The sequence below is a fragment of the Streptomyces sp. NPDC102462 genome (assembly GCF_044765425.1).
Classification (GTDB): domain Bacteria; phylum Actinomycetota; class Actinomycetes; order Streptomycetales; family Streptomycetaceae; genus Streptomyces.
This window is the reverse complement of sequence record NZ_JBIWKB010000074.1, coordinates 1-19,364: the sequence shown is the minus strand read 5'-3', so window position 1 is coordinate 19,364 and position 19,364 is coordinate 1. Positions and strand designations below refer to the sequence as shown.

19 protein-coding genes are annotated in these 19,364 nt (G+C 73.8%); 9 read left to right on the top strand and 10 right to left on the bottom strand.

The window, feature by feature from the left end; all coding sequences use genetic code 11:
• Positions 1 to 3 precede the first annotated feature (3 nt).
• Positions 4 to 174 carry a hypothetical protein gene (locus ACIRFL_RS38330; RefSeq protein WP_404038591.1) on the top strand — a complete coding sequence of 57 codons (171 nt, stop codon included), beginning with the start codon at positions 4 to 6 and terminating at the stop codon, positions 172 to 174.
• A gap of 24 nt (positions 175 to 198) precedes the next feature.
• Here the strand turns inward: ACIRFL_RS38330 and ACIRFL_RS38325 are convergent, their stop codons facing one another.
• The 4 genes from ACIRFL_RS38325 to ACIRFL_RS38310 form a co-directional block, all read right to left on the bottom strand.
• Positions 199 to 1,404, bottom strand: a complete 1,206-nt coding sequence (locus ACIRFL_RS38325) for a sensor histidine kinase (RefSeq protein WP_404038588.1) — start codon at positions 1,402 to 1,404, stop codon at positions 199 to 201.
• A 342-nt stretch (positions 1,405 to 1,746) separates the two neighbouring features.
• Positions 1,747 to 3,462, bottom strand: coding sequence for a cation acetate symporter (locus tag ACIRFL_RS38320; RefSeq protein ID WP_404038585.1), 1,716 nt, complete (start codon positions 3,460 to 3,462; stop codon positions 1,747 to 1,749).
• A 21-nt stretch (positions 3,463 to 3,483) separates the two neighbouring features.
• On the bottom strand, positions 3,484 to 3,837 hold the full coding sequence (locus tag ACIRFL_RS38315; protein ID WP_404038582.1) for a hypothetical protein: 354 nt from the start codon (positions 3,835 to 3,837) through the stop codon (positions 3,484 to 3,486).
• Positions 3,838 to 3,848: 11 nt separating this feature from the next.
• Entirely contained in the window at positions 3,849 to 4,601 is a 753-nt protein-coding gene (locus ACIRFL_RS38310) for a LytR/AlgR family response regulator transcription factor (protein WP_404038580.1), read from the bottom strand.
• A gap of 77 nt (positions 4,602 to 4,678) precedes the next feature.
• On the opposite strand from ACIRFL_RS38310, the gene ACIRFL_RS38305 reads away from it, so the two are divergent.
• The 3 genes from ACIRFL_RS38305 (at position 4,679) to rocD (ending at position 7,345) form a co-directional block, all read left to right on the top strand.
• On the top strand, positions 4,679 to 5,164 hold the full coding sequence (locus ACIRFL_RS38305; protein WP_388714220.1) for an Lrp/AsnC family transcriptional regulator: 486 nt from the start codon (positions 4,679 to 4,681) through the stop codon (positions 5,162 to 5,164).
• Between the two features lie 154 nt (positions 5,165 to 5,318).
• Complete coding sequence (gene ddaH, locus ACIRFL_RS38300; protein WP_404038577.1) at positions 5,319 to 6,131, top strand: dimethylargininase; 813 nt, start codon at positions 5,319 to 5,321, stop codon at positions 6,129 to 6,131.
• Positions 6,128 to 7,345: an ornithine--oxo-acid transaminase gene (gene rocD / locus ACIRFL_RS38295; RefSeq protein WP_404038574.1), complete on the top strand. Its 1,218-nt coding sequence runs from the start codon at positions 6,128 to 6,130 to the stop codon at positions 7,343 to 7,345. Before ddaH ends, rocD begins: the two co-directional genes overlap by 4 nt.
• 52 nt (positions 7,346 to 7,397) lie before the next feature.
• On the opposite strand, the gene ACIRFL_RS38290 is transcribed toward rocD, so the two are convergent.
• The 6 genes from ACIRFL_RS38290 to ACIRFL_RS38265 all read right to left on the bottom strand — a co-directional run bounded on the left by ACIRFL_RS38290 (position 7,398) and on the right by ACIRFL_RS38265 (position 15,369).
• A complete protein-coding gene (locus ACIRFL_RS38290) occupies positions 7,398 to 8,021 on the bottom strand; it encodes a DUF305 domain-containing protein (protein ID WP_404038571.1) in 624 nt (207 codons plus the stop codon).
• A gap of 84 nt (positions 8,022 to 8,105) precedes the next feature.
• Positions 8,106 to 8,501 (bottom strand): DUF6153 family protein, encoded by a 396-nt coding sequence (locus ACIRFL_RS38285; RefSeq protein WP_404038568.1) that lies wholly within the window; start codon positions 8,499 to 8,501, stop codon positions 8,106 to 8,108.
• A 91-nt stretch (positions 8,502 to 8,592) separates the two neighbouring features.
• Positions 8,593 to 10,062, bottom strand: a complete 1,470-nt coding sequence (locus ACIRFL_RS38280) for a flotillin family protein (protein WP_404038565.1) — start codon at positions 10,060 to 10,062, stop codon at positions 8,593 to 8,595.
• Between the two features lie 77 nt (positions 10,063 to 10,139).
• Positions 10,140 to 10,655 (bottom strand): hypothetical protein, encoded by a 516-nt coding sequence (locus ACIRFL_RS38275; RefSeq protein WP_404038562.1) that lies wholly within the window; start codon positions 10,653 to 10,655, stop codon positions 10,140 to 10,142.
• 647 nt (positions 10,656 to 11,302) lie between these two features.
• Positions 11,303 to 12,418: a tetratricopeptide repeat protein gene (locus ACIRFL_RS38270; RefSeq protein WP_404038560.1), complete on the bottom strand. Its 1,116-nt coding sequence runs from the start codon at positions 12,416 to 12,418 to the stop codon at positions 11,303 to 11,305.
• A gap of 77 nt (positions 12,419 to 12,495) precedes the next feature.
• Positions 12,496 to 15,369: a CHAT domain-containing protein gene (locus ACIRFL_RS38265; RefSeq protein WP_404038557.1), complete on the bottom strand. Its 2,874-nt coding sequence runs from the start codon at positions 15,367 to 15,369 to the stop codon at positions 12,496 to 12,498.
• Positions 15,370 to 15,392: 23 nt separating this feature from the next.
• Between ACIRFL_RS38265 and ACIRFL_RS38260 the strand changes: the two genes are divergently transcribed.
• The 5 genes from ACIRFL_RS38260 (at position 15,393) to ACIRFL_RS38240 (ending at position 19,178) form a co-directional block, all read left to right on the top strand.
• Positions 15,393 to 15,761, top strand: coding sequence for a hypothetical protein (locus tag ACIRFL_RS38260; RefSeq protein WP_404038554.1), 369 nt, complete (start codon positions 15,393 to 15,395; stop codon positions 15,759 to 15,761).
• On the top strand, positions 15,758 to 16,648 hold the full coding sequence (locus tag ACIRFL_RS38255; protein ID WP_404038551.1) for a hypothetical protein: 891 nt from the start codon (positions 15,758 to 15,760) through the stop codon (positions 16,646 to 16,648). The genes ACIRFL_RS38260 and ACIRFL_RS38255 overlap by 4 nt, the downstream gene beginning before the upstream one ends.
• A complete protein-coding gene (locus ACIRFL_RS38250) occupies positions 16,645 to 17,190 on the top strand; it encodes a hypothetical protein (RefSeq protein ID WP_404038548.1) in 546 nt (181 codons plus the stop codon). The genes ACIRFL_RS38255 and ACIRFL_RS38250 overlap by 4 nt, the downstream gene beginning before the upstream one ends.
• Positions 17,191 to 17,241: 51 nt before the next feature.
• Positions 17,242 to 17,967: a lysophospholipid acyltransferase family protein gene (locus tag ACIRFL_RS38245; protein WP_404038546.1), complete on the top strand. Its 726-nt coding sequence runs from the start codon at positions 17,242 to 17,244 to the stop codon at positions 17,965 to 17,967.
• A gap of 182 nt (positions 17,968 to 18,149) precedes the next feature.
• Entirely contained in the window at positions 18,150 to 19,178 is a 1,029-nt protein-coding gene (locus ACIRFL_RS38240) for an NAD-dependent epimerase/dehydratase family protein (RefSeq protein WP_404038543.1), read from the top strand.
• The last annotated feature ends 186 nt before the right edge of the window (positions 19,179 to 19,364 follow it).

The window sequence follows — 19,364 nt, the reverse complement described above, 5'->3', positions numbered from 1 at the left end:
GCGATGCCCGGTTCTACGCACGGTTCCACGAAGGCGATGGGGGTGCTCACCGTCGGCGGGCTCGTCGTGGTGACGGCCTACTCGGTGGCGCTCGGCAGCAACGGCTGGCTGTGGTTCGGCTGGGTCGTGCTCGGACTGCTCACCCTGGCCATGGTCGTGACCCAGGGCGACTGAGCGACGTCTCACCCCCGGCCGGGTTCACTCGCTGGTGCGCCGGGCCGCCGAGTGCACCCCCGGCCGGTACTTCGGCACCCTGGCCGTGATCTTCATGCCGGCTCCCACCGCGGTCTCGATGACGAGGCCGTGGTCGTCGCCGTAGACCTGGCGGAGCCGGTCGTCGACGTTGGACAGGCCGATGCCGCCGGAGGGCCCGATCTCGCCGGCGAGGATCCGGCGCAGGTCCTCGGGGTCCATGCCCACGCCGTCGTCCTCGATGACGACCAGCGCCTCGGCGCCGGCGTCCTGGGCGGTGATCTGGATGTGGCAGGCGTCGGACTTGCCCTCCAGGCCGTGCTTCACGGCGTTCTCGACGAGGGGTTGCAGACACAGGAACGGCAGCGCGACCGGCAGCACCTCGGGCGCTATCTGCAGGGTGACGGCGAGCCGGTCGCCGAACCGGGCCCGGACGAGCGCCAGATACTGGTCGATGGCGTGCAGTTCGTCTGCGAGGGTGGTGAAGTCGCCGCGCCTGCGGAACGAGTAGCGGGTGAAGTCGGCGAATTCCAGCAGAAGTTCGCGGGCGCGCTCGGGATCGGTGCGGACGAACGAGGCGATCACCGCGAGCGAGTTGAAGATGAAGTGCGGGGATATCTGGGCCCGCAGGGCCTTGATCTCGGCCTCGATGAGCCGGGTGCGGGACCGGTCGAGGTCGGCGAGTTCCAGCTGGACGCTGACCCAGCGGGCCACCTCGCCCGCCGCCCGGACCAGCACGGCCGACTCCCGCGGCGCGCAGGCGACCAGCGCCCCGTGCACCCGGTCGTCGACGGTGAGCGGTGCCACCACGGCCCAGCGGACCGGGCAGTCCGGGGTCGCGCAGGACAGCGGGAACGCCTCGCCGCGGCCGGTCTCCAGCGGCCCGGCCAGCCGTTCCATGACCTCCCCGCGGTGGTGGCCGCCCACGCCGTCCCAGACCAGGACGTCCTTCTGGTCGGTCAGGCACAGGGCGTCGGTGCCGAGCAGCGTGCGCAGCCTGCGCGCCGATCTGCGCGCGGTCTCCTCGGTGAGGCCGGCGCGCAGCGGGGGCGCGGCCAGCGAGGCGGTGTGCAGGGTCTGGAAGGTGGCGTGTTCGACGGGGGTGCCCAGGTCGCCGAGGCTCTGGGGGCGGGCGGTGCGCCGCCCGAGCCAGAAGCCGGCCGCCAGCAGCGGAAGGACAGCAACGCACAGACCCGCCAGGAAACCGGTCACGACCCAACCTCCACGCACCGCCAGGTAGCGCCCCGAAGGGGCGCGGGGAACTGCGCCACCGGCCACGACACCGCCGCGGACGCCCGACAACGCATCACGACCCCTCCAGCGGAGCGTGCGGTGGCGTGTTCGACGGGGGTGCCCAGGTCGCCGAGGCTCTGGGGGCGGGCGGTGCGCCGCCCTAGCCAGAAACCGGCCGCCAGCAGCGGAAGGACGGCAACGCACAGACCCGCCAGGAAACCCGTCACGACCCAACCCCCACTCGCCGCCAGGTAGCGCCCCGAAGGGGCGCGGGGAACTGCGCGACCGGCCACGACACCGCCGCAGACACCCGACAACGCATCACGACCCCTCCAGCGGAGCGTGCAGTTCCTCCGGCAGGTGGAACCGCGCCAGGACGGCCGCCGTACCCGGTGGCACCCGGGCCGCGGTGGCCAGCGACACCAGCACCATGGTGAGGAAGCCGAGCGGCACCGACCACAGCGCGGGCCAGGCGAGCAGCGCGTGCAGGGATCCGGTGCCGGGCAGGCCGGCCATGGTCGCGGCCACCGCGGCGAACGCGGAACCGCCGCCCACCAGCATGCCCGCCGCGGCCCCGGGCGGGGTCAGCCGCCGCCACCAGATGCCGAGGACGAGCAGCGGGCAGAAGGACGACGCCGAGACGGCGAAGGCGAGCCCCACAGCGTCGGCGACCGGCAGCCCGCCGACCAGCACGCTCGCCGCCAGCGGCACCGCCATGGCGAGCACCGTACCGAGCCGGAAGTGCCGCACTCCGCGGGACGGCAGCACGTCCTGGGTGAGCACGCCCGCCACGGCCATGGTCAGTCCGGACGCGGTGGACAGGAACGCGGCGAAGGCGCCGCCCGCCACCAGCGAGCCGAGCAGATCGCCGCCGAGGCCGCCGATCATCCGGCCGGGCAGCAGCAGCACCGCGGCGTCCGCGTCGCCGGTGATGGTGAGTTCGGGGGCGTACAGCCGGCCGAGCGCCCCGTACACGGGCGGCAGCAGGTAGAAGCCGCCGATCAGGGCGAGGACGGCGACGGTGGTACGGCGGGCGGCGACACCGTGCGGGCTGGTGTAGAAGCGGACGACGACGTGCGGCAGGCCCATGGTGCCGAGGAAGGTGGCGAGGATCAGCCCGTACGTGGCGTACAGGGGACGTTCCTCGCGGCCCGTGGCGAGCGAGGTGGACATGCCGCCGCCGGCGCCCTGTGCGGCGGCCGGCACGGGGTCGCCGGGCGCGAAGGCCAGTCGGGTGCCGCGTTCGAAGCGGTGGGTGCCTGCGGGCAGCGCGACCCGGTCCCCGTCGTGCCGGCGGCCGTCGACCGTGCCGCTCACGGTGAGGGTCAGCGGCCGGTCGAGCCGCACGTCGAGGGTGTCCTTGACGTGCAGGGAACGCTGCTCCCGGAAGGTGGCCGGCTCGTCGAAGGCGTGCCGGGGAGCGCCGTCGCCCTGCCAGGCGAGGACCAGGAACAGGGCGGGGACGAGCAGCGCGGTGAGCTTGAGCCAGTACTGGAATGCCTGCACGAAGGTGATGCTGCGCATGCCGCCGGCCGCGACCGTAGCCACCACGACCACGGCCACGATGATCCCGCCGAGCGGGTCGGGTGCGTCGGTGAGCACCGCCAGGGTGAGCCCGGCGCCCTGGAGCTGGGGCAGCAGATACAGCCAGCCGACGCCGACGACGAACGCCCCGGCGAGCCGGCGCACGCCCTGCGAGGCGAGCCGGGCCTCGGCGAAGTCGGGCAGCGTGTAGGCGCCGGAGCGGCGCAGCGGTGCGGCGACGAACAGGAGCAGCACCAGATAGCCCGCCGTGTAGCCCACCGGGTACCAGAGCATGTCCGGGCCCTGCACCAGGACCAGTCCCGCGATGCCGAGGAAGGAGGCGGCGGACAGGTATTCGCCGCTGATGGCGGCGGCGTTGAGACGGGGTCCGACGGTGCGCGAGGCGACGTAGAAGTCGGAGGTGGTGCGCGAGACCCTGAGGCCGAAGGCGCCGACGAGGACGGTGGCGACGACGACGAGGGCGACGGCGGTGATGGCGTAGCCGGTGTTCACGGTGGCCTGCGATCCCCCGTCTCAGCGGTCCTCGACCAGACGCACCAGGTCGCGTTCGTTGCGTTCGGCGCGGCGCACGTACCAGCGGGCGAGCAGGACGAGCGGCGCGTACAGGCCGAAGCCGAGCAGCAGCCATTCGAGGCGGCGGGCCTGCGGGGCCGCCGCGAACACCAGGGGCAGCGGGCCGACCAGCAGCACCAGGACCGCGAACACGGCCAGTGCGGCGCGCAGTTGGGTGCGCATCAGGGAGCGGACATAGGTGTGGCCGAGGGTGGTCTGCTCGTCGATCTCGGTGCGCGGCCGGTGGGGGCCTGGGGTACGGCGGGCGCGGCGGGGCGGTCCGGTGACGACGACCCGGCGTTCGGTGGGCTCCATCGCGGCCTCCTCTATCCGGTGGTGCGGCGCATCAGCAGGTCCCGCAGCTCACGGGCGTGGCGCCGGCTGACCTGAAGTTCCTCGCCGCCGACCAGGACGCTCACGGTGCCCGCGTCCAGCCGGAGTTCGCCGATGTGGCGGAGCGCGACGAGGTGGCGGCGGTGGATGCGGACGAAGCCCCGGGAGCGCCAGCGGTCCTCCAGGGTGGACAGCGGGATGCGGACGAGATGGCTGCCGCGGTCGGTGTGCAGCCGGGCGTAGTCGCCCTGGGCCTCGACATGGGTGATGTCGTCGACGGCGACGAAGCGGGTCACGCCGCCGAGTTCGACGGGCAGCTGGTCCGGGTCGGGTTCGTGCACGGGGATGGGGGGGGCGCCGCGCACCTCGGCGACCCGGCGCACGGCCTCCGCGAGCCGTTCCTTGCGGACCGGTTTGAGGAGGTAGTCGACGGCCTTCAGGTCGAAGGCGCGCACCGCGAAGTCCTCGTGCGCGGTGACGAACACGACGAGCGGCGGATGCGTGAAGCCGGTGAGCAGCCGGGCCAGCTCCAGACCGTCGAGGCCGGGCATCTGCACGTCGAGGAAGACGACGTCGACGGCGTCGGGCCCGTCAGGGCCTGACTCCAGCGCCCGGGTGATGCGGCGCAGCGCCTCGGTGGCGTCACCGGCACCCTCGACGCTGCCGATGCGTGGATCGGCGTGCAGGAGGTACAGAAGTTCCTCCAGCGAGGGGCGTTCGTCGTCGACGGCGAGGGCGCGCAGCATGAAGGTGGAGTGTAGGTGGAATCCGTACGGGTGGACATGTGCCGGGCGTGGACGTTCCCGCTGGATACAGTGCCCGCATGAACAGCAGGACCGCCCCGTTCGACGAACTCGACCGGAAGATCGTCACCGCGCTGGTGGCGAACGCCAGGAGCAGCTTCGCCGAGATCGGCTCGGCGATCGGGCTGTCGGCCACCGCGGTCAAGCGGCGCGTGGACCGGCTGCGCGAGACGGGTGTGATCACCGGGTTCACGGCCACCGTGAAGCCGTCGGCGCTGGGCTGGCGCACGGAGGCTTATGTCGAGGTGTACTGCGAGGGTGCGGCGCCGCCGCGACGGCTGGCCGAGGTGGTGCGCAACCATCCGGAGATCACGGCCGCGATGACGGTGACGGGCGGCGCGGACGCGCTGCTGCACGTGCGGGCGCGGGACGTCGGGCACTTCGAGGAGGTGCTGGAGCGGATCCGGGTGGAGCCGTTCATCCGGAAGACGATCAGCGTGATGGTGCTGTCCCATCTGCTGCCGGAGAGCCCGGAGGCCGCCGCGACCCAGGCCGCGCCGGAGTAAACCCGGGAACGCGCACCAGTCCTGCGTATTTTCCGCTCACAACGCAGCATTCCTGCGCACACACGCAGCTCTCGTTTCTTGTCCACCGTCTCCGCCGCTTTCTACCTTGGTGCCACCCTCAGTCGACACCGCAGGAAAGCGGAGGAACACCTCTGTGCCCGACAGCCGTGTGCCGCGCCCCCGGCGCTTCCTCGTCTGCGAACCCCGGCACTTCGCCGTGCAGTACGCGATCAACCCCTGGATGCATCCCGACACCAGCGTCGACGTCGATCTGGCGCAGGAGCAGTGGCAGTCGCTGATCCGCGCCTACCTGGCCCACGGGCACACGGTGGAGAACGTGCCGTGTGTCCCCGGCCTGCCGGACATGGTCTTCGCCGCGAACTCGGCGGTCGTCGTCGGCGGCCGGGTCTTCGGCTCCCTCTTCCACGCGCCCCAGCGCCGCCCCGAGTCGACCCACTACGACCTGTGGTTCAAGACCGCGGGCTACGAGGTGTACCGCCCCCGGTCGGTGTGCGAGGGCGAGGGCGACCTGGTCCCGGCGGGCCGGTACCTGCTCGCCGGCACCGGCTTCCGCACGACCCCGGACGCCCACCGCGAGGCGCAGGAGTTCTTCGGCGTACCGGTGATCGGCCTGACCCTGGTGGACCCGTACTTCTACCACCTGGACACGGCGCTGTTCGTGCTGGACGACCACAACATCGCCTATTTCCCCGGGGCCTTCTCCCCCGGCAGCCGCAAGGTGCTCGCGCGGCTGTACCCCGACGCGGTGCTCGCCACCCGTGACGACGCGATGGCGTTCGGCCTGAACTCCGTCTCCGACGGGCGCCACGTCTTCATCGCGCCGCGGGCCGAGGCCCTTGCCGCGCGTCTCGCCGACCGCGGCTATGTCCCCGTCCCCGTCGACCTGTCGGAGTTCCACAAGGCCGGCGGGGGCATCAAGTGCTGCACCCAGGAGATCCGTTCATGACAGCACCCGCACGCACGCGTACGTCCGCCGACCTCATCCGCGCGGAGGAGCCGGTCCTCGCGCACAACTACCATCCGCTGCCCGTGGTCGTCGCCCGTGCCGAGGGCGTCTGGGTGGAGGACGTCGAGGGCCGCCGCTACCTCGACATGCTGGCCGGCTACTCGGCCCTCAACTTCGGCCACCGCCACCCGGCGCTGATCGAGGCCGCCCACCGACAGCTGGACCGGCTGACCCTCACCTCGCGCGCCTTCCACCACGACCGGCTGGCCGGGTTCGCGGCCCGGCTGGCCGGCCTGACCGGGCACGACATGGTGCTGCCGATGAACACCGGCGCCGAGGCGGTGGAGAGCGGCATCAAGGTGGCGCGCAAATGGGCGTACGAGGTCAAGGGGGTGCCCGCCGACCGGGCCACGATCGTGGTCGCGGCGGAGAACTTCCACGGCCGTACCACCACGATCGTCGGCTTCTCCACGGACGAGTCGGCGCGGACCGGTTTCGGCCCGTTCACCCCGGGCTTCCGGATCGTCCCGTACAACGACCTGGCCGCGCTGGAGGCGGCGGTCGACGAGACGACGGCCGCGGTGCTGATCGAGCCGATCCAGGGCGAGGCCGGGGTCGTCATCCCGGACGACGGCTATCTCACCGGGGTGCGCGAGCTGACCCGGAGCGCGGGGTGTCTGTTCGTCGCGGACGAGATCCAGTCGGGGCTCGGCCGTACGGGCCGCACCCTCGCCGTGGAGCACGAGTCCGTCGTGCCCGACGTGGTGCTGCTCGGCAAGGCGCTCGGCGGCGGCATCGTGCCGGTCTCCGCGGTGGTGGCCGGCCGGGAGGTGCTGGGGGTGCTGCGGCCGGGCGAGCACGGTTCGACGTTCGGCGGGAACCCGCTGGCGGCGGCGGTCGGCACGGCGGTGGTCGAGCTGCTGGAGACCGGCGAGTTCCAGCGCCGGGCGGCCGATCTGGGCGTGGTCCTGCGGGACGGGCTGACCGCGCTGGTGGGCCGGGGCGTGGTCGGTTTCCGCTCGCGCGGGCTGTGGGCGGGGGTGGACATCGACCCGGCCATCGGCACCGGCCGCGAGGTCGGCGAGCGGCTGATGCGGGAGGGCGTCCTGGTCAAGGACACCCACGGGTCCACGATCCGGCTGGCGCCGCCGCTGACGATCACCGCCGACGAGCTGCGGTCGGCGCTCGGAGCGTTGGAGAAGGTGCTGGTCTGAGGCGTGCCCCCGCCCTCCCGGCCGTGGGGGCCGGGAGGGCGGGGGCGTGCTGTCAGCGCCGGCCGAGCAGTTGCCGCATCTCCTCGATCTCGGCGTTCTGCGCGGTCACGACGGCGTCGGCCAGGCGCTTCGCAGGACCGTAGGCGCCCTTGGACTTCTCGGTCCTGGCCATCTCGACGGCGCCCTTGTGGTGTTCGACCATCAGGGTCAGGAACTTCGTGTCGAAGTCCTGTCCGGTGGCCTGCTCCAGCGCGGTCATGTCCTCGTCGGCCATCATCCCGGCCATGCCGGAGTGGCCGGTGTGGTCCATGCCGGCCGAGGGCACCTGCTCGCCCCATGCGCGAAGCCAGCCGGTCATCGTGGTGATCTCGGGGTCCTGCGCCTTCTCGATGCGGGTGGCGAGGTCCTTGACCCGGGCGGAGGAGGCACGGCCGGCGGCGAGCCGGGCCATGTCGAGGGCCTGCTCGTGGTGCGGGATCATGCCCTGCGCGAAGGCGACGTCCTGGGCGTTGTGGGACGCCGTAGTGGCGTCCGCGCCGGCGGACGGCGTGGCGCCGTGGCCCGAGTGGCCGCTGTCGCTGCCGCATGCGGCGAGGACGAGGGCGGCGCCCGCCGCGGCCAGGGCGAGGGCCGCGCGGCGCACCGGGGTACGGGGGGTGGTGCTGCGGATGGTCATGCGTGAACTCCTGCTGTACGAACGGATCGTGGGCGTGCCGGACACCGCGCCGGACGGACGGTCCGGGAGCGGTGGGGGCGGCCTCTAGATCCGCAGGAGTTGGAGTTCGGCCAGGGACGGCGGCGCGCGGGCCCCTTCGGGGGCGGCGGCCGGACACGAACCGGCCCGGTCGGCGGGCACGGCGGCGGTGACGGGGTGCGGGACGAGCGCGGGCAGGCCCGGTCCCCAGCTCACGGCGCCCGACGCGCAGGCCGGGTCGGCGTGCCGCGCGTGGTGTCCGCCGCAGTGTCCGTCGTCCGGGCAGTCCGGGTCGGCGGCGACCACGGCCGTCACGCTCGGGACGGGACGATGGCCGGGGCTCGCGGCGGCGCCGCCGGGGGCCAGCGCGTGCATGCCGAGCAGGCCGGCCAGCAGCCCGAGCACGAGCAGCACCCGCCACCGCCGCGGGGGCGGGAACGGGTGCCGCTCGTCTCCGATCATCGCGCCCATCCTAGGACCGCCGTCCCGGCGGCCCGAAAACGGCACGCTCCCCGCCCTCCGGAACGCTCGTCCGCCGCGCGGGCGATCGGCCTCAGTCGGCTATCTCGATCTTGCCGTTGGCCTCGGAGCGGGCGGCGGTCGTGGGGCCGGCCTCTCCCGTGCCCCGTGCGGTGATGCCCTTGAGCAGTTCGGCGAGGTCGACTCCGGTGGCCGAGCCGAGCAGTTCGACGCCCTGGGCGACGTTGTCGGCGACGGTGCGGGTCAGCCGGCTCGCCCCGTCGGTGGAGATGACCGTCATCTTGTCGATGGCGCTCAGCGGCTCGGCGGCCTTGGCTACGACGTGCGGAAGCACCTCGACGAGCATCTGCAGCACGGCCGCGTCACCGTACTGGGCGTACGCGTCGGCCTTCTTCCGCATCGCCTCCGCCTCGGCCTCGCCGGTCGCGCCGATCGCCGCGGCCTGCGCCTCGCCCTCCAGCCGGACGGCCTCGGCCAGCGCGCTGCGGCGCTGCTTCTCGCCCTCACCGGTCAGCCGTGCCCGCTCGGCCTCCGCCTGGGCGGCGGCGATCCCGGCCAGCCGCTCCGCCTCGGCCTGCTTCACCCGCGCCACGCGCCTGGCCTCGGCGTCCTGCTCGGCGGCGTACCGCTGGGCGTCGGCCGGCTTGCGGACCTCGGTGTCGAGCTGGCGGTCGGTGAGCGCGGCCTGCCGCTCGGCGACCTTCTCCTGCTGGGTCAGGATCTCCTGCCGGCGTGCGGCCTCGGCGAGTGGTCCGGCGGCGGCCGCACGGGCGGTGGCCTCGTCCGTCTCGGCCTTGATCTCCGCCTGCCGCAGCGCGAACGTCCGCTGCGCGACGGCGATCTCCTCCTCCGCCTTCAGCCGGGCCTGCTCGGCGGCCCGCCGGGCCTCCGCCTCGGCGATGTCGGCCTCCTGCCTGGCGCGGGCGGCCTCGGGACGGCCAAGGTCCTCCAGGTAGGAGCCCTCGGTGGTGATGTCCTGGATCTGGAAGGCGTCCAGCACCAGCCCCTGGCCGGACAGGCTGGCCTCCGCCTCCTCGGCGACCTGTCCGGCGAACGCGGCCCGGTCCCGGATGACGTCCTCGACGGACATCCGGCCGACGATGGCGCGCAGCGCGCCGGACAGCACCTCCTGGGTGAACCCGACGATGCCGTCCTGCTGCATGAGGAAACGCTGGGCGGCGGCGCGGATCGAGTCCTCGGTGCCGCCCACCTTCACGATGGCGACACCGTCCAGGTTGGCCTTGACGCCGCGCAGCGTGACCGCGCCGCGCACCGCGACCGGGATGTGCCGCGAGGACAGGTCGAGGCTGAACTTCTGCTGCACGAACGGCACGACGAACACACCACCGCCGACGACGACCTTCTGGCCGCTGTTGTCGGTGAAGACCCGGCCGGTCTCCGGGTCGGTGGCCTTCTTGCCGCGCCGCCCGGTGACGATGAACGCCTCGCTCGGGCCGGCCACCTTGTAGCGGGTGACGACCACCAGGCCGAGCAGGACGAGGAGTACGACGACTCCTATGACGGCGATGACGACTGGACTCATGATGGATTCCCCTCAGCCCTCCCAGGGGACGGCAGATCGTTACGGGTGGTTCGGTCGAACGGGTGGTCGCCGGCCGGTCAGCGTTCCACCGGGAGCACGGACACCGCCGTCTGGGACAGCGCCTGCGCCACCCAGACCTCGGTGCCCCGCGGCACCGGCGCCGGACTCTTCGCCGCGAGCTTCACCGGCTGGCCGGCCCGGTGGATCAGCACCTCGCCGTAGCCGTCCGCCGGAATGGCGGTCACCACGGAGCCCGCGGCGCCGATCAGGTCGTCCTCGCGGGGCGCGGCGCCGGACCGGTCGTCGAGCAGGACACGGCTGAGGCGGTAGGCGAGCCAGCCCGTGCCGAGACCGGCGGGCACGCCGACCGCGGTGGCGACGGCCCCGCCCAGCCCGGTGGTGCCGAGGACGATCGCCCCCGAGAAGCCGAACATCGATATGAAGCCGGCGATGACCGGGAGCGACAGCCAGCCGTCGAGGAGGCCGTCGAGCGCGTCGGCGCCGCCGAAGAGTCCTTCGAGGATGCCGTCGAAGAGGAGGGACAGCGCGAGGAGTACGACTCCCGCGATGCCGAGACCGAGAAACCAGGCCATCCGCTTCCGCCCCCTTTCCGCGCGGCCACCGTGCCGGTGAACGCATGTTCACACGGTGCCACCGTCCCGGGCATTGCCCGGCCTCGGCAATCTTCGGGCCCCTTCGATGCCGTAAATCACCCCCAGGGTGCCGCGACCGTGTCACCGGCCCGGAACCGGACAGGTACGCCGCCGCGGACGGCACCCTGGCCGTGCCACGGCCGCCGAGCACTATGGGGACGGGGCCGGCGATGCCTCTGCGGGCGGCCTGGGCGCCCTCGCCGGCGTGGTCCGTCGGAGAGGTCGCGGGGGGGCGTGGGGGGGGCGCGGGGGGGGGGGGGGCGGGCCCCCCCCCCCGGGGGGGGGGCGGGGGGGGGGGCGCGCCGGGGCCCCCCCCCCGGGGGGGGGGCCGGGGGGGCGGGGGGGGGGGGGTGGCCGGGGGGGGGGGGCGGGCGCCCCCGGGGGGGGGGGGGGGGGGGGGGGGGGGGGGGGGGGGGGCGCCCCCGGGGGGCCCCCCCCCGGGCCTGCCGGCCGCCGCGGGGCCGGGAGCGGGCCGTGGACGGCGGCGAGACTCGCCGCCGGGGCGGGCGCCGGGTTCGGCGGAGCGTAAGGGCACTGGGACGGTGTTCAGCGGTGCGCCGGACGGCCCGCCGGTGTCGGGGCGGTGCTCATCCGCCGAGTTGCCTGAGGATGCCGGTGAGTTCGCGGACCCTCGGGTGGTCGGGGCCGTGCGTGCTGCGGAAGCCGTCGATCGCGTCGCGCAGCAGCGGCACCGCCTCCGTGGCGCGGCCCTGGTTGGCCTTCATCGCCGCCAGGTCGACCTGCACCCCGAGGGTCCTGGCGTGCCGGTGGCCGAAGGCCCGCCGGTAGCCCTCCAGCACCTCGGCGATCAGGGTCTCCGCTTCGCCGGCGCGGCCGAGCCGGTTCAGGACGACCGCGTAGTTGTGCCGCGCGACCAGGGTGTCCGGGTCACGGTCGCCTTTCAGCCGCGACCGGGTGTCGACCAGTTCCCGGTACATCTCCAGCGCCTCGTCGTGCCGGCCCTGGTGGATGAGCACGGCGGCGAGGTTGTGCCGTACGGTCAGCGCCAGGTCGCTGCCGCCGTCGACGTCCGCCAGCATCGCCCGGTACATGCGCTCCGCCTCGGCAAGCCGCTCGGGCGAGCCGCGCAACGTACCCGCCAGGGTGTTCCTGCTGCTCAGCGCGTCCGGATGGGTGGCGCCGAGGGTGCGGGTGCGGCGGGCCACGGTGTCCCGCATCAGTCCTTCGGCCTCTTCGCGGCGGCCGAGGCCGAGCAGGACGTTCCCGAGGTTCGTCGCGATCGTCAGGGTCTGCGCGTCGTCCTGGCCGCGCAGCCGCTCCCAGCCGGCCAGCGCCTCCCGCAACCGCTGCTCGGCGAGCGCCGGATGACCTCCCTCCTGAAGGAGCCGTGTGAGGTCGTTCAGCGTGAGCAGCCTGTTCTCCTCGTCGCCCGCGCGGGCGGAGACCAGCCAGTCCAACAGTTCGACGGCGTCGTCGCGCCGGTCGGGCCTGCGCCCCAGGACCACCGCGTACGCGTGGAGCGCATGCAGTGTCTCCGGGTGCGTCGGACCCAGCTCCTCGCGGGTGCGCTCGAACTCCGCGCCGCGGGCGAACTCCTCGGTCACCTTCAGCTTGACGTCGATCAGCGGCACGTCGCCGGGCCGCTCGGTCCTCGTGATCTCGGCACTGCCGAAGTCACCGACGATGTGGTCGGTGACCTCCGGCCGGTCACGCTGCGTCTTCTTCCTGCCCCAGAACGCCACCCCACCAGCTTGCTCGCAAAGGCGGGATCTGCCCATGGGTTTGACGTCCATGTGACCTTTCGGCTGTCAGATGGACATCATTGACCGGAGTACAGGTAGGCCGCCCACAGCGTCGGGGTCCTCGGGTACCGCTCCCGGCAGCGGCGCACCGCGTGGTGCAGGGCCGTCGCGACGTCCTCGCCCCGCGCGATCTGCTGGTGCAGGTCCACGGCGACCAGCCGGGCGACGCGATCGTTGACCTGCCACAGGGTTCCCACGACCTGCGGGTAGCCGGCCAGTTGGAACGCCGACACCAGGTGCAGGCCCTCGTCCGGGATCCGGTGCGTGCCGAGGGACGTCTCGCACGCCGACAGCACCGCGAGCCGTACATGGGTGAGGTCCAGTGCGGACACGTCGAGCACGGACAGCGGGCCGTCGTGCAGCAGCAGATGCCCGGCTGACGGGTCGTCGGGTTCGCTCGTCGCATGACAGGCGAAGTGCGCCGACGCGTGCGAGGCGAGCGCGGCGCGGACCGCGCCGGCCGTCGCCTGCGGGCCGGTCAGCGAAGTGGCCGGGGTCAGGGCGGCGATCGCGCTCGCCTCCCGCTCCGCGCCGCGCAGCGCCTTCGCGCCGGGTGCGTCGCCGATCGCCACGACGACCAGGTCCTCCCGTGCCCGGGCGTACCGGGCCCGGGCGTGCCCCAGGGCGCGCAGGGTGGGGGTGTAGGCGGAGACGACCCGGTCGAGGACGGTGGCGCCCGGGGCGCGGCCGGCCGCGTGCAGCGGGAGCAGGGCGAGCTGTCCCACCGGCGACCACCAGATCCGTGGCCAGGCGCCGGACGGCGCCGCGGTGTGTCCGAGTCGTCTCAGCACCGGTTCGGCGATGGCGTCCCACAGCCAGCCGAGCACCCGGGTGACGGTGCTCTGGGCTTCGGTCTCGCCCGCTCCGGGGCGGGTCGCGGCCCGCAGCGCGGCGCCGAACTCGGCGGCCCGCTCCGCCACGGAGTCCGGTGTCACGCCCGGCAGTTCGACCACCGTGACGCCCGAGGGTCCGACGATGAGCGCGTCAGTGCGGAACCCGCTCACGTTGATGAGCACGACCGGTCCGCTCCGCGTGGCCGCGAGGAGGTCGGCCAGTTCGGGCGGGGCGAGGAAGTCGCCGAACCCGGGCAGCGCGCGGGCCTCGTCGAGCAGCCGTCCCAGCCGGATGTCCAGGCCGTGCCGCTCGTCCGCCGCGGCGCCCATGACAGGGCCGGAGGGGGCCAGCCGGGCGAACGCGTCGCGCAGCCGCTCGGCGAGTTCGGGTGCGACGGCCCGCAGCCGGGACAGGTCGGTGCGGCTCTGCAGCACCTGCCCGCCGAGCACGCCACGGCCGAGTTCCAGCAGCCGTACCGCCGTCTCCGGGTCGTCGGCCCCGAGGGCGGCTGCGGCCGCGTCGGCGGCGAGACCGTTGAGCTCTTCCAGCAGCCGCTGCTGGTCGAGGCGGGCGAGGCGCCGCGGCACCACGAGCGGCAGCAGGCCGACCGCGAACACGTAGGCGTCCCGCGCCCGGCTCCACTGTCCTGCCTCCGCCTCGGTGCGGGCCCATGCGCGTGCGGCCCTGATCCGGGCGATCGGCTGCGACTCCTCGGTGCGGGCCGCCTCGCGGTAGGCGTGTCCCGCCGCGGCGCGCACGCCGGGGTCCAGGCTCAGCTCGTACTGGGCGTACAGGGCGTCACCGTGGTTGATCTGGGCGGTGCCGCGCTGGGGAGTACCGGGAGCGCTCGCCCGGACGGCGCTGCCCAGCGCCGTCACGGACCGGCTCAGCGCCGCCGGATCGCCGCTGAAGCGGTAGGCGGACAGCCACGCCCGGCCCAGGTTGCCCAGCGCCGCCATGTGGTCCGAACCGCCGTACGGGGCCGACTCGACCACCTCGGTGAAGGCGGTGACCGCCGCTGTCAGGTCGGAGTGCAGCCGGGTGTGCAGGAACCGGTTGTGGTGCAGCATGCCCAGCAGCAGCGGGATCGTGGCGTCCTTGCTGCCCCGGCCACGCGCGGACCTGCCGATCTCCACGGCCTGGTCCAGCAGTTCCAGGTCATCCGTCTGTTCGATCAGGCCGTGCACGGCGATCAGGTAGTTCTCGCATCGGTTGCCCCACGGGCGGGTGCCGGACGGGGTGGCGGCGAGCACGTCGCGCAGCAGGTCCACCCCTTCCCGCAGTGCCGCGAGGTCACCGGTGTACCGGCCGCGGTCCCGCAGCGCGGCGGCGAGGTCGACCTTGAAGTCCAGCAGCAGGCCCGATGTGCTCGGGGCGCCCGCCACCGCGGCCCGCAGACACCCGACGGCCCTCTCCCGCACCGACTCGTCACCGGTGTGTTCGGCGGTGGTCTGCAGCACGTCACCGAGGAGGTTGAGCCGCAGCAGGTGGTTGAGGTCGCCGGGCGGCGACGTCCGTACGCTCTCGTCGAGCAGGCGGGCCGCGTCGGGCAGGACGGAGGGGTCGTCGGTCAGCATGTACCGCTGGTACAGGGCACGGCCCAGCACGAACAGCACCTCCGGTACGCGCGGCAGTCGTGCCGCCGACGCGACGGCCTCGTCGACGTACGCGACGTCTCGGGTGTGCTCGGCCAGCACGAGCAGCGCCTCGGCGCGCATCGTGGCGGCCACCCGCCGGTCCTCCTCGTCGAGGTGCGGGACGGCCTCCTCGCACGCGGCGATCGCCTCGTGCAGCGCCGAGACCTCACCGAAGTACTCGAAGTGGTCCAGCAGCAGGGCGCCGAGGTTGACCCGCAGCACATGGCCGACCGGGTGGTCGGCGACATGTCCGAGGGCGGTGCGCAACTCGGTGATCCCCGCCAGCAGATCCGCCGGATCTCCCGTGTGCCGGTGGCGGTCGCGCAGCCCCATGGCCAGGTCGAGCATGGCGTTCACCGAGCCCTCCGCGGCCCGCCGCCGGTTCCGCTCGATCTCGTCGTCGAAGGGTGTCGGGGTCATCGCGCGAGGCTATCCTCACTACGGTGACCGCTGACCAACTCGCCGTTCTGTGCGAGCGTTTGGCCGACGCAGCCGACGCGGTACGGACCTCGCCGGAGATCCGGGCGCGGGCGGAGTCCATCGCCGACCGGGTACGCGGCGGCGCCACGCCCGCGGAACTCGCCGACGACCTCGACGCGTTGGACGAGCTGCTGCTGCGGGCCGGGCACGCGGCGGGCCTCAGCCCGGTGCGTGGCTACGAGCGGCTGCCCGGCGCCGGCGACGGGCGTCCCGTCCTCGAAGTCCTCGCCTGCCCCGGCGGCACCTGCTCCCGCGTCGAGGCGCCGGGTGCGGCACCGGTGGGCTGCCTGGTGCACCGGCGGCCGATGGCGGTCACGAGGCTCAGGTCGTGACGGGGTTCCTGGCGGCCCTGAGCGGCAAGCTGGCGGAACGCTGGCTCACCCTGCTGCTCGGCCCCAGTGTGCTGCTGATGAGCGTGACCGCGGCCGGGGTGACGCTCGGGCACCGGCAGTGGTACGACACCGGTCTGCTGCTGGACCGGCTCGACCGGCTGTCGGCGCAGCCCGCGCTGCGCAACACCGGCACGCTGGTCCTCGTCCTCGCGGGGCTGCTCGCCGTCTCCGCGGGCCTCGGGCTGGCGGCCGGCGCGCTGGGCGCCGTGGTGGAACGGGCGTGGCTCGCCACCCGGCCCCGCCGGCTCGCCGCCCGGCGCCGCCGGCGCTGGGACACCGCGCGGCAGCGGTTCGAGCACGCCCTGGTCGCGGCGGCCAGGGCGGAGCACACCCCCGAGGCGGACGCGACCGCGGCGCGGGCCCGTGAGCTGAACGCCCGGCGCAACCGGATCAGCCTCGCGCCGCCCACCCATCCGTTCTGGCTGGGCGACCGGATCGCCGCGGTCGACACCCGCGTCTGGGCGAGCTACCGGCTCGACCTCACCTCGGCCTGGCCCCGGCTGTGGCTGACGCTGCCCGAGGACGTGCGCGCCGAGATCGGCACGGCCCGCGGACGGCTGGCCGCTGCCTGCCGGCTGGTGGCGTGGGCGCTCGGCTATCTCGCCGTGGGCGTCGTGTGGTGGCCGGCGGCGGTCGTCGGCGTCGTCACCGCCGGGACGGCCTGGTGGCGGGCGCGGGCCGCGGGCGTGGCGTTCGCGGAACTCACCGAGTCGGCCGTCGACCTGCACGGCCGAGCGCTCGCGGAAGCCCTCGGCATTCCGTGCGCGGGCCCGCTCACCGAGGACGTCGGCGCCGAGATCACCACGTTGCTGAGGAAACGGGCATGAGCTTCTTCTCCCGCCGCCGCGGGTCCGCCGACGCACCGCCCCCGAGCGACGAGGCGGTCCTGGTGATCGACCAGTACGCGCTGCCCTACCGGTCGCCGCACTGGTACGGCCACGCGGACTACCACGTGCGGGTCTTCCGGCCCGTCACCGCGCCGAAGCCGGTCGTCGTCATGGGCGACCTGGACAACGACCCGGTCGCCTCGATCACCAACAGGTGCCCCGAGGTGACGGCGATCGTCGCCGGCCTGGTGCTGGGCCACCCGGGCGTGCACCCCACCCGGCTGGAGGACCACGCCCGATGGCTCACCTACTACGCCGCCGACGGCGCGATCGGCGAGCGGTTCTGCGAGGTGTACGACTTCGACGTGCTGCCGGGCTACGAGCCGCCGCTGGTCAAGCTCAGGTACCGGGACCTGCGGCGGGACGAGGCCGAGGATCTGGTGGGCGGCACCCTCGGCAGGTGGCGGCGCGAGGACTACACCGTCGCGGGGCTCCAGCGGCGCCGCGTCCGCGTGATGCGGGTGCACCCGGCGGGCTCGTGACCGAAGACGGTTACAGATGACTACAGGTGCACGCGACGTTAGGGGCGAGCCGTGTTCTACTACCTGCTGAAGTACGTGCTGCTGGGGCCGCTGCTCCGGCTGGTCTTCCGGCCCCGCACGGAAGGGCTGGACAACGTACCCGCGTCCGGGCCGGCCATCGTCGCCGGCAACCACCTCTCGTTCTCGGACCACTTCCTGATGCCCGCGATCCTCCGACGGCGCATCACGTTCCTCGCCAAGGCCGAGTACTTCACCGGTCCCGGCGTCAAGGGCCGGCTGACCGCGTTCTTCTTCCGCAGCGCGGGCCAGATCCCGGTCGACCGCTCCGGCAAGGACGCCGGCCGGGCCGCGATCCGCGAGGGCCTTGGCGTGCTGCGCCGGGGCGAACTGCTCGGCATCTACCCGGAGGGCACCCGCTCGCACGACGGCCGCCTGTACAAGGGCAAGGTCGGCGTCGCCGTGATGGCGCTCGAGGCGGGTGTCCCGGTCGTCCCGTGCGCGATGATCGGCACCTTCGAGGCCCAGCCGCCGGGGAAGGTCGTCCCGAACGTCCATCCCGTCGTCATCCGCTTCGGCAAGCCGCTCGACTTCTCCCGGTACGCCGGCATGGAGAACGAGAAGGCGGTGCTGCGCGCGGTCACCGACGAGATCATGTACGCGATCCTGACGCTGTCCGAGCAGGAGTACGTCGACCGGTACGCGGCCGTGGTCAAGGCGGAGCAGACCGCGACGGAGAACACAAAGCCCCGAAGATTCCCCCGAGCTCCCTTGAGCTGAGCCCCCGCCGGCGCCCCGAAGGGGCGCGGGGAACTGCGCGACCAGCCACAACACAGCCGCAGACGAAGGACGGCACACCACGACAACCCGCACGGCTGACCTGCGCCGCCGTCTTTGCCGTCGGGCTCTGCCGTCGGCAGAACGGGGGTGAGCCGACGGGGTCGGGATCGTACGGTCGGCGTATGAGACGTGCTGTGGTGGTCGGGGCGACGGGACAGATCGGGCGCCCCACGGTGGACGCGCTGGTTCGGGACGGCTGGGAGGTGACGGCAGCCTCGCGGAGCGGCGGCCGGGACGAGCGGTGGCCGCAAGAGGTACGGGCGGTCCGGCTGGACCGCGCCGACGACGCGGCCCTGGCCGCGACGGTGGGCGAGGACTGCGACCTCGTGGTCGACCTGGTCGCCTACGGACCCGAGCACGCCCGGCAGCTGACCGCACTGGCCGGCCGCGTCGGCTCCGCGGTGGTGATCTCCTCGGTGTCGGTGTACGAGGACGCCGAGGGACGGGGCTTCGACACCCAGGACGAGCCGGACGGCTTCCCCGCGTACCCGGTGCCCATCGCGGAGACCCAGCGCACGGTGACCCCCGGCGAGTCCTCCTACAACACCAGGAAGGCGGCGCTCGAACGTGAACTCCTCGACGCCGGGGACGCGTTGCCGACGACGCTGCTGCGGGCGGGGGCCGTCCACGGCGCGCACAGCCCGCTGCCCCGCGAGCTGTACTTCGTCAAGCGGAACCTCGACGGACGCGGCACCCGGGTGCTCACGTACGGCGGCCGGAGCCGGTTCCACCCGACGAGCGCCCGCACCGTCGCCGAACTGGTCAGGCTGGCGGCGGCGCGACCGGGGTCGCGGGTGCTCAACGCCGGCGATCCGCAGGCGCCGACGGTGGCGGAGATCGGCGCGGCGGTGGACGAGGTGATGGGCGTCGAGACGCGGACCGTCCTGGTGGACGGGCCGCCGCCCGAGGGCTCCGTGGGAAGCACGCCGTGGTCGGTGCCGCGGCCGGTGGTCTGCGACATGACCGCGGCGGAACGGGAGTTGGACTACCGTCCGGTCATCACGTACGCCGGCAGCCTGCCGGAGACGGTCGACCGGCTCCGGGACGAACTGGCCCGGCGCGACTGGACCGCGGCCTTTCCGCTGCTGGCGCGGGCGTATCCCGACCTGTTCGACTACCAGGCCGAGGACGCCTGGCTTCGCGCACGGTGAGCAGAGGGGGGGGGCGGGGGGCGGGCCCCCCCCCCCCCCCCCCGGGGCGGGGGGGGGGGGGGGGGGGGGGGGGGGGGGGGGGGGGGGCCCCGTGCCGTGGGCGTCGGTGAAGTGGAGGGTGGTGCCGTCGCGGCTGGGCAGGACGTGTACGTCGCCGCCGGCGCCGTCGGTGAGCCGCGTCCCGGT

Bases quoted from the DNA above. Each gene is read 5' to 3' on its own strand.
- ACIRFL_RS38330 (WP_404038591.1), top strand. From the start codon at position 4: ATGCCCGGTTCTACGCACGGTTCCACGAAGGCGATGGGGGTGCTCACC.
- ACIRFL_RS38290 (WP_404038571.1), bottom strand. From the start codon at position 8,021: ATGACCATCCGCAGCACCACCCCCCGTACCCCGGTGCGCCGCGCGGCC.
- ACIRFL_RS38315 (WP_404038582.1), bottom strand. From the start codon at position 3,837: ATGGAGCCCACCGAACGCCGGGTCGTCGTCACCGGACCGCCCCGCCGC.
- ACIRFL_RS38265 (WP_404038557.1), bottom strand. From the start codon at position 15,369: ATGACCCCGACACCCTTCGACGACGAGATCGAGCGGAACCGGCGGCGG.
- rocD (WP_404038574.1), top strand. From the start codon at position 6,128: ATGACAGCACCCGCACGCACGCGTACGTCCGCCGACCTCATCCGCGCG.
- ACIRFL_RS38285 (WP_404038568.1), bottom strand. From the start codon at position 8,501: ATGATCGGAGACGAGCGGCACCCGTTCCCGCCCCCGCGGCGGTGGCGG.
- ACIRFL_RS38280 (WP_404038565.1), bottom strand. From the start codon at position 10,062: ATGAGTCCAGTCGTCATCGCCGTCATAGGAGTCGTCGTACTCCTCGTC.
- ACIRFL_RS38275 (WP_404038562.1), bottom strand. From the start codon at position 10,655: ATGGCCTGGTTTCTCGGTCTCGGCATCGCGGGAGTCGTACTCCTCGCG.
- ACIRFL_RS38310 (WP_404038580.1), bottom strand. From the start codon at position 4,601: ATGCTGCGCGCCCTCGCCGTCGACGACGAACGCCCCTCGCTGGAGGAA.
- ACIRFL_RS38250 (WP_404038548.1), top strand. From the start codon at position 16,645: ATGAGCTTCTTCTCCCGCCGCCGCGGGTCCGCCGACGCACCGCCCCCG.
- ACIRFL_RS38240 (WP_404038543.1), top strand. From the start codon at position 18,150: ATGAGACGTGCTGTGGTGGTCGGGGCGACGGGACAGATCGGGCGCCCC.
- ACIRFL_RS38305 (WP_388714220.1), top strand. From the start codon at position 4,679: ATGAACAGCAGGACCGCCCCGTTCGACGAACTCGACCGGAAGATCGTC.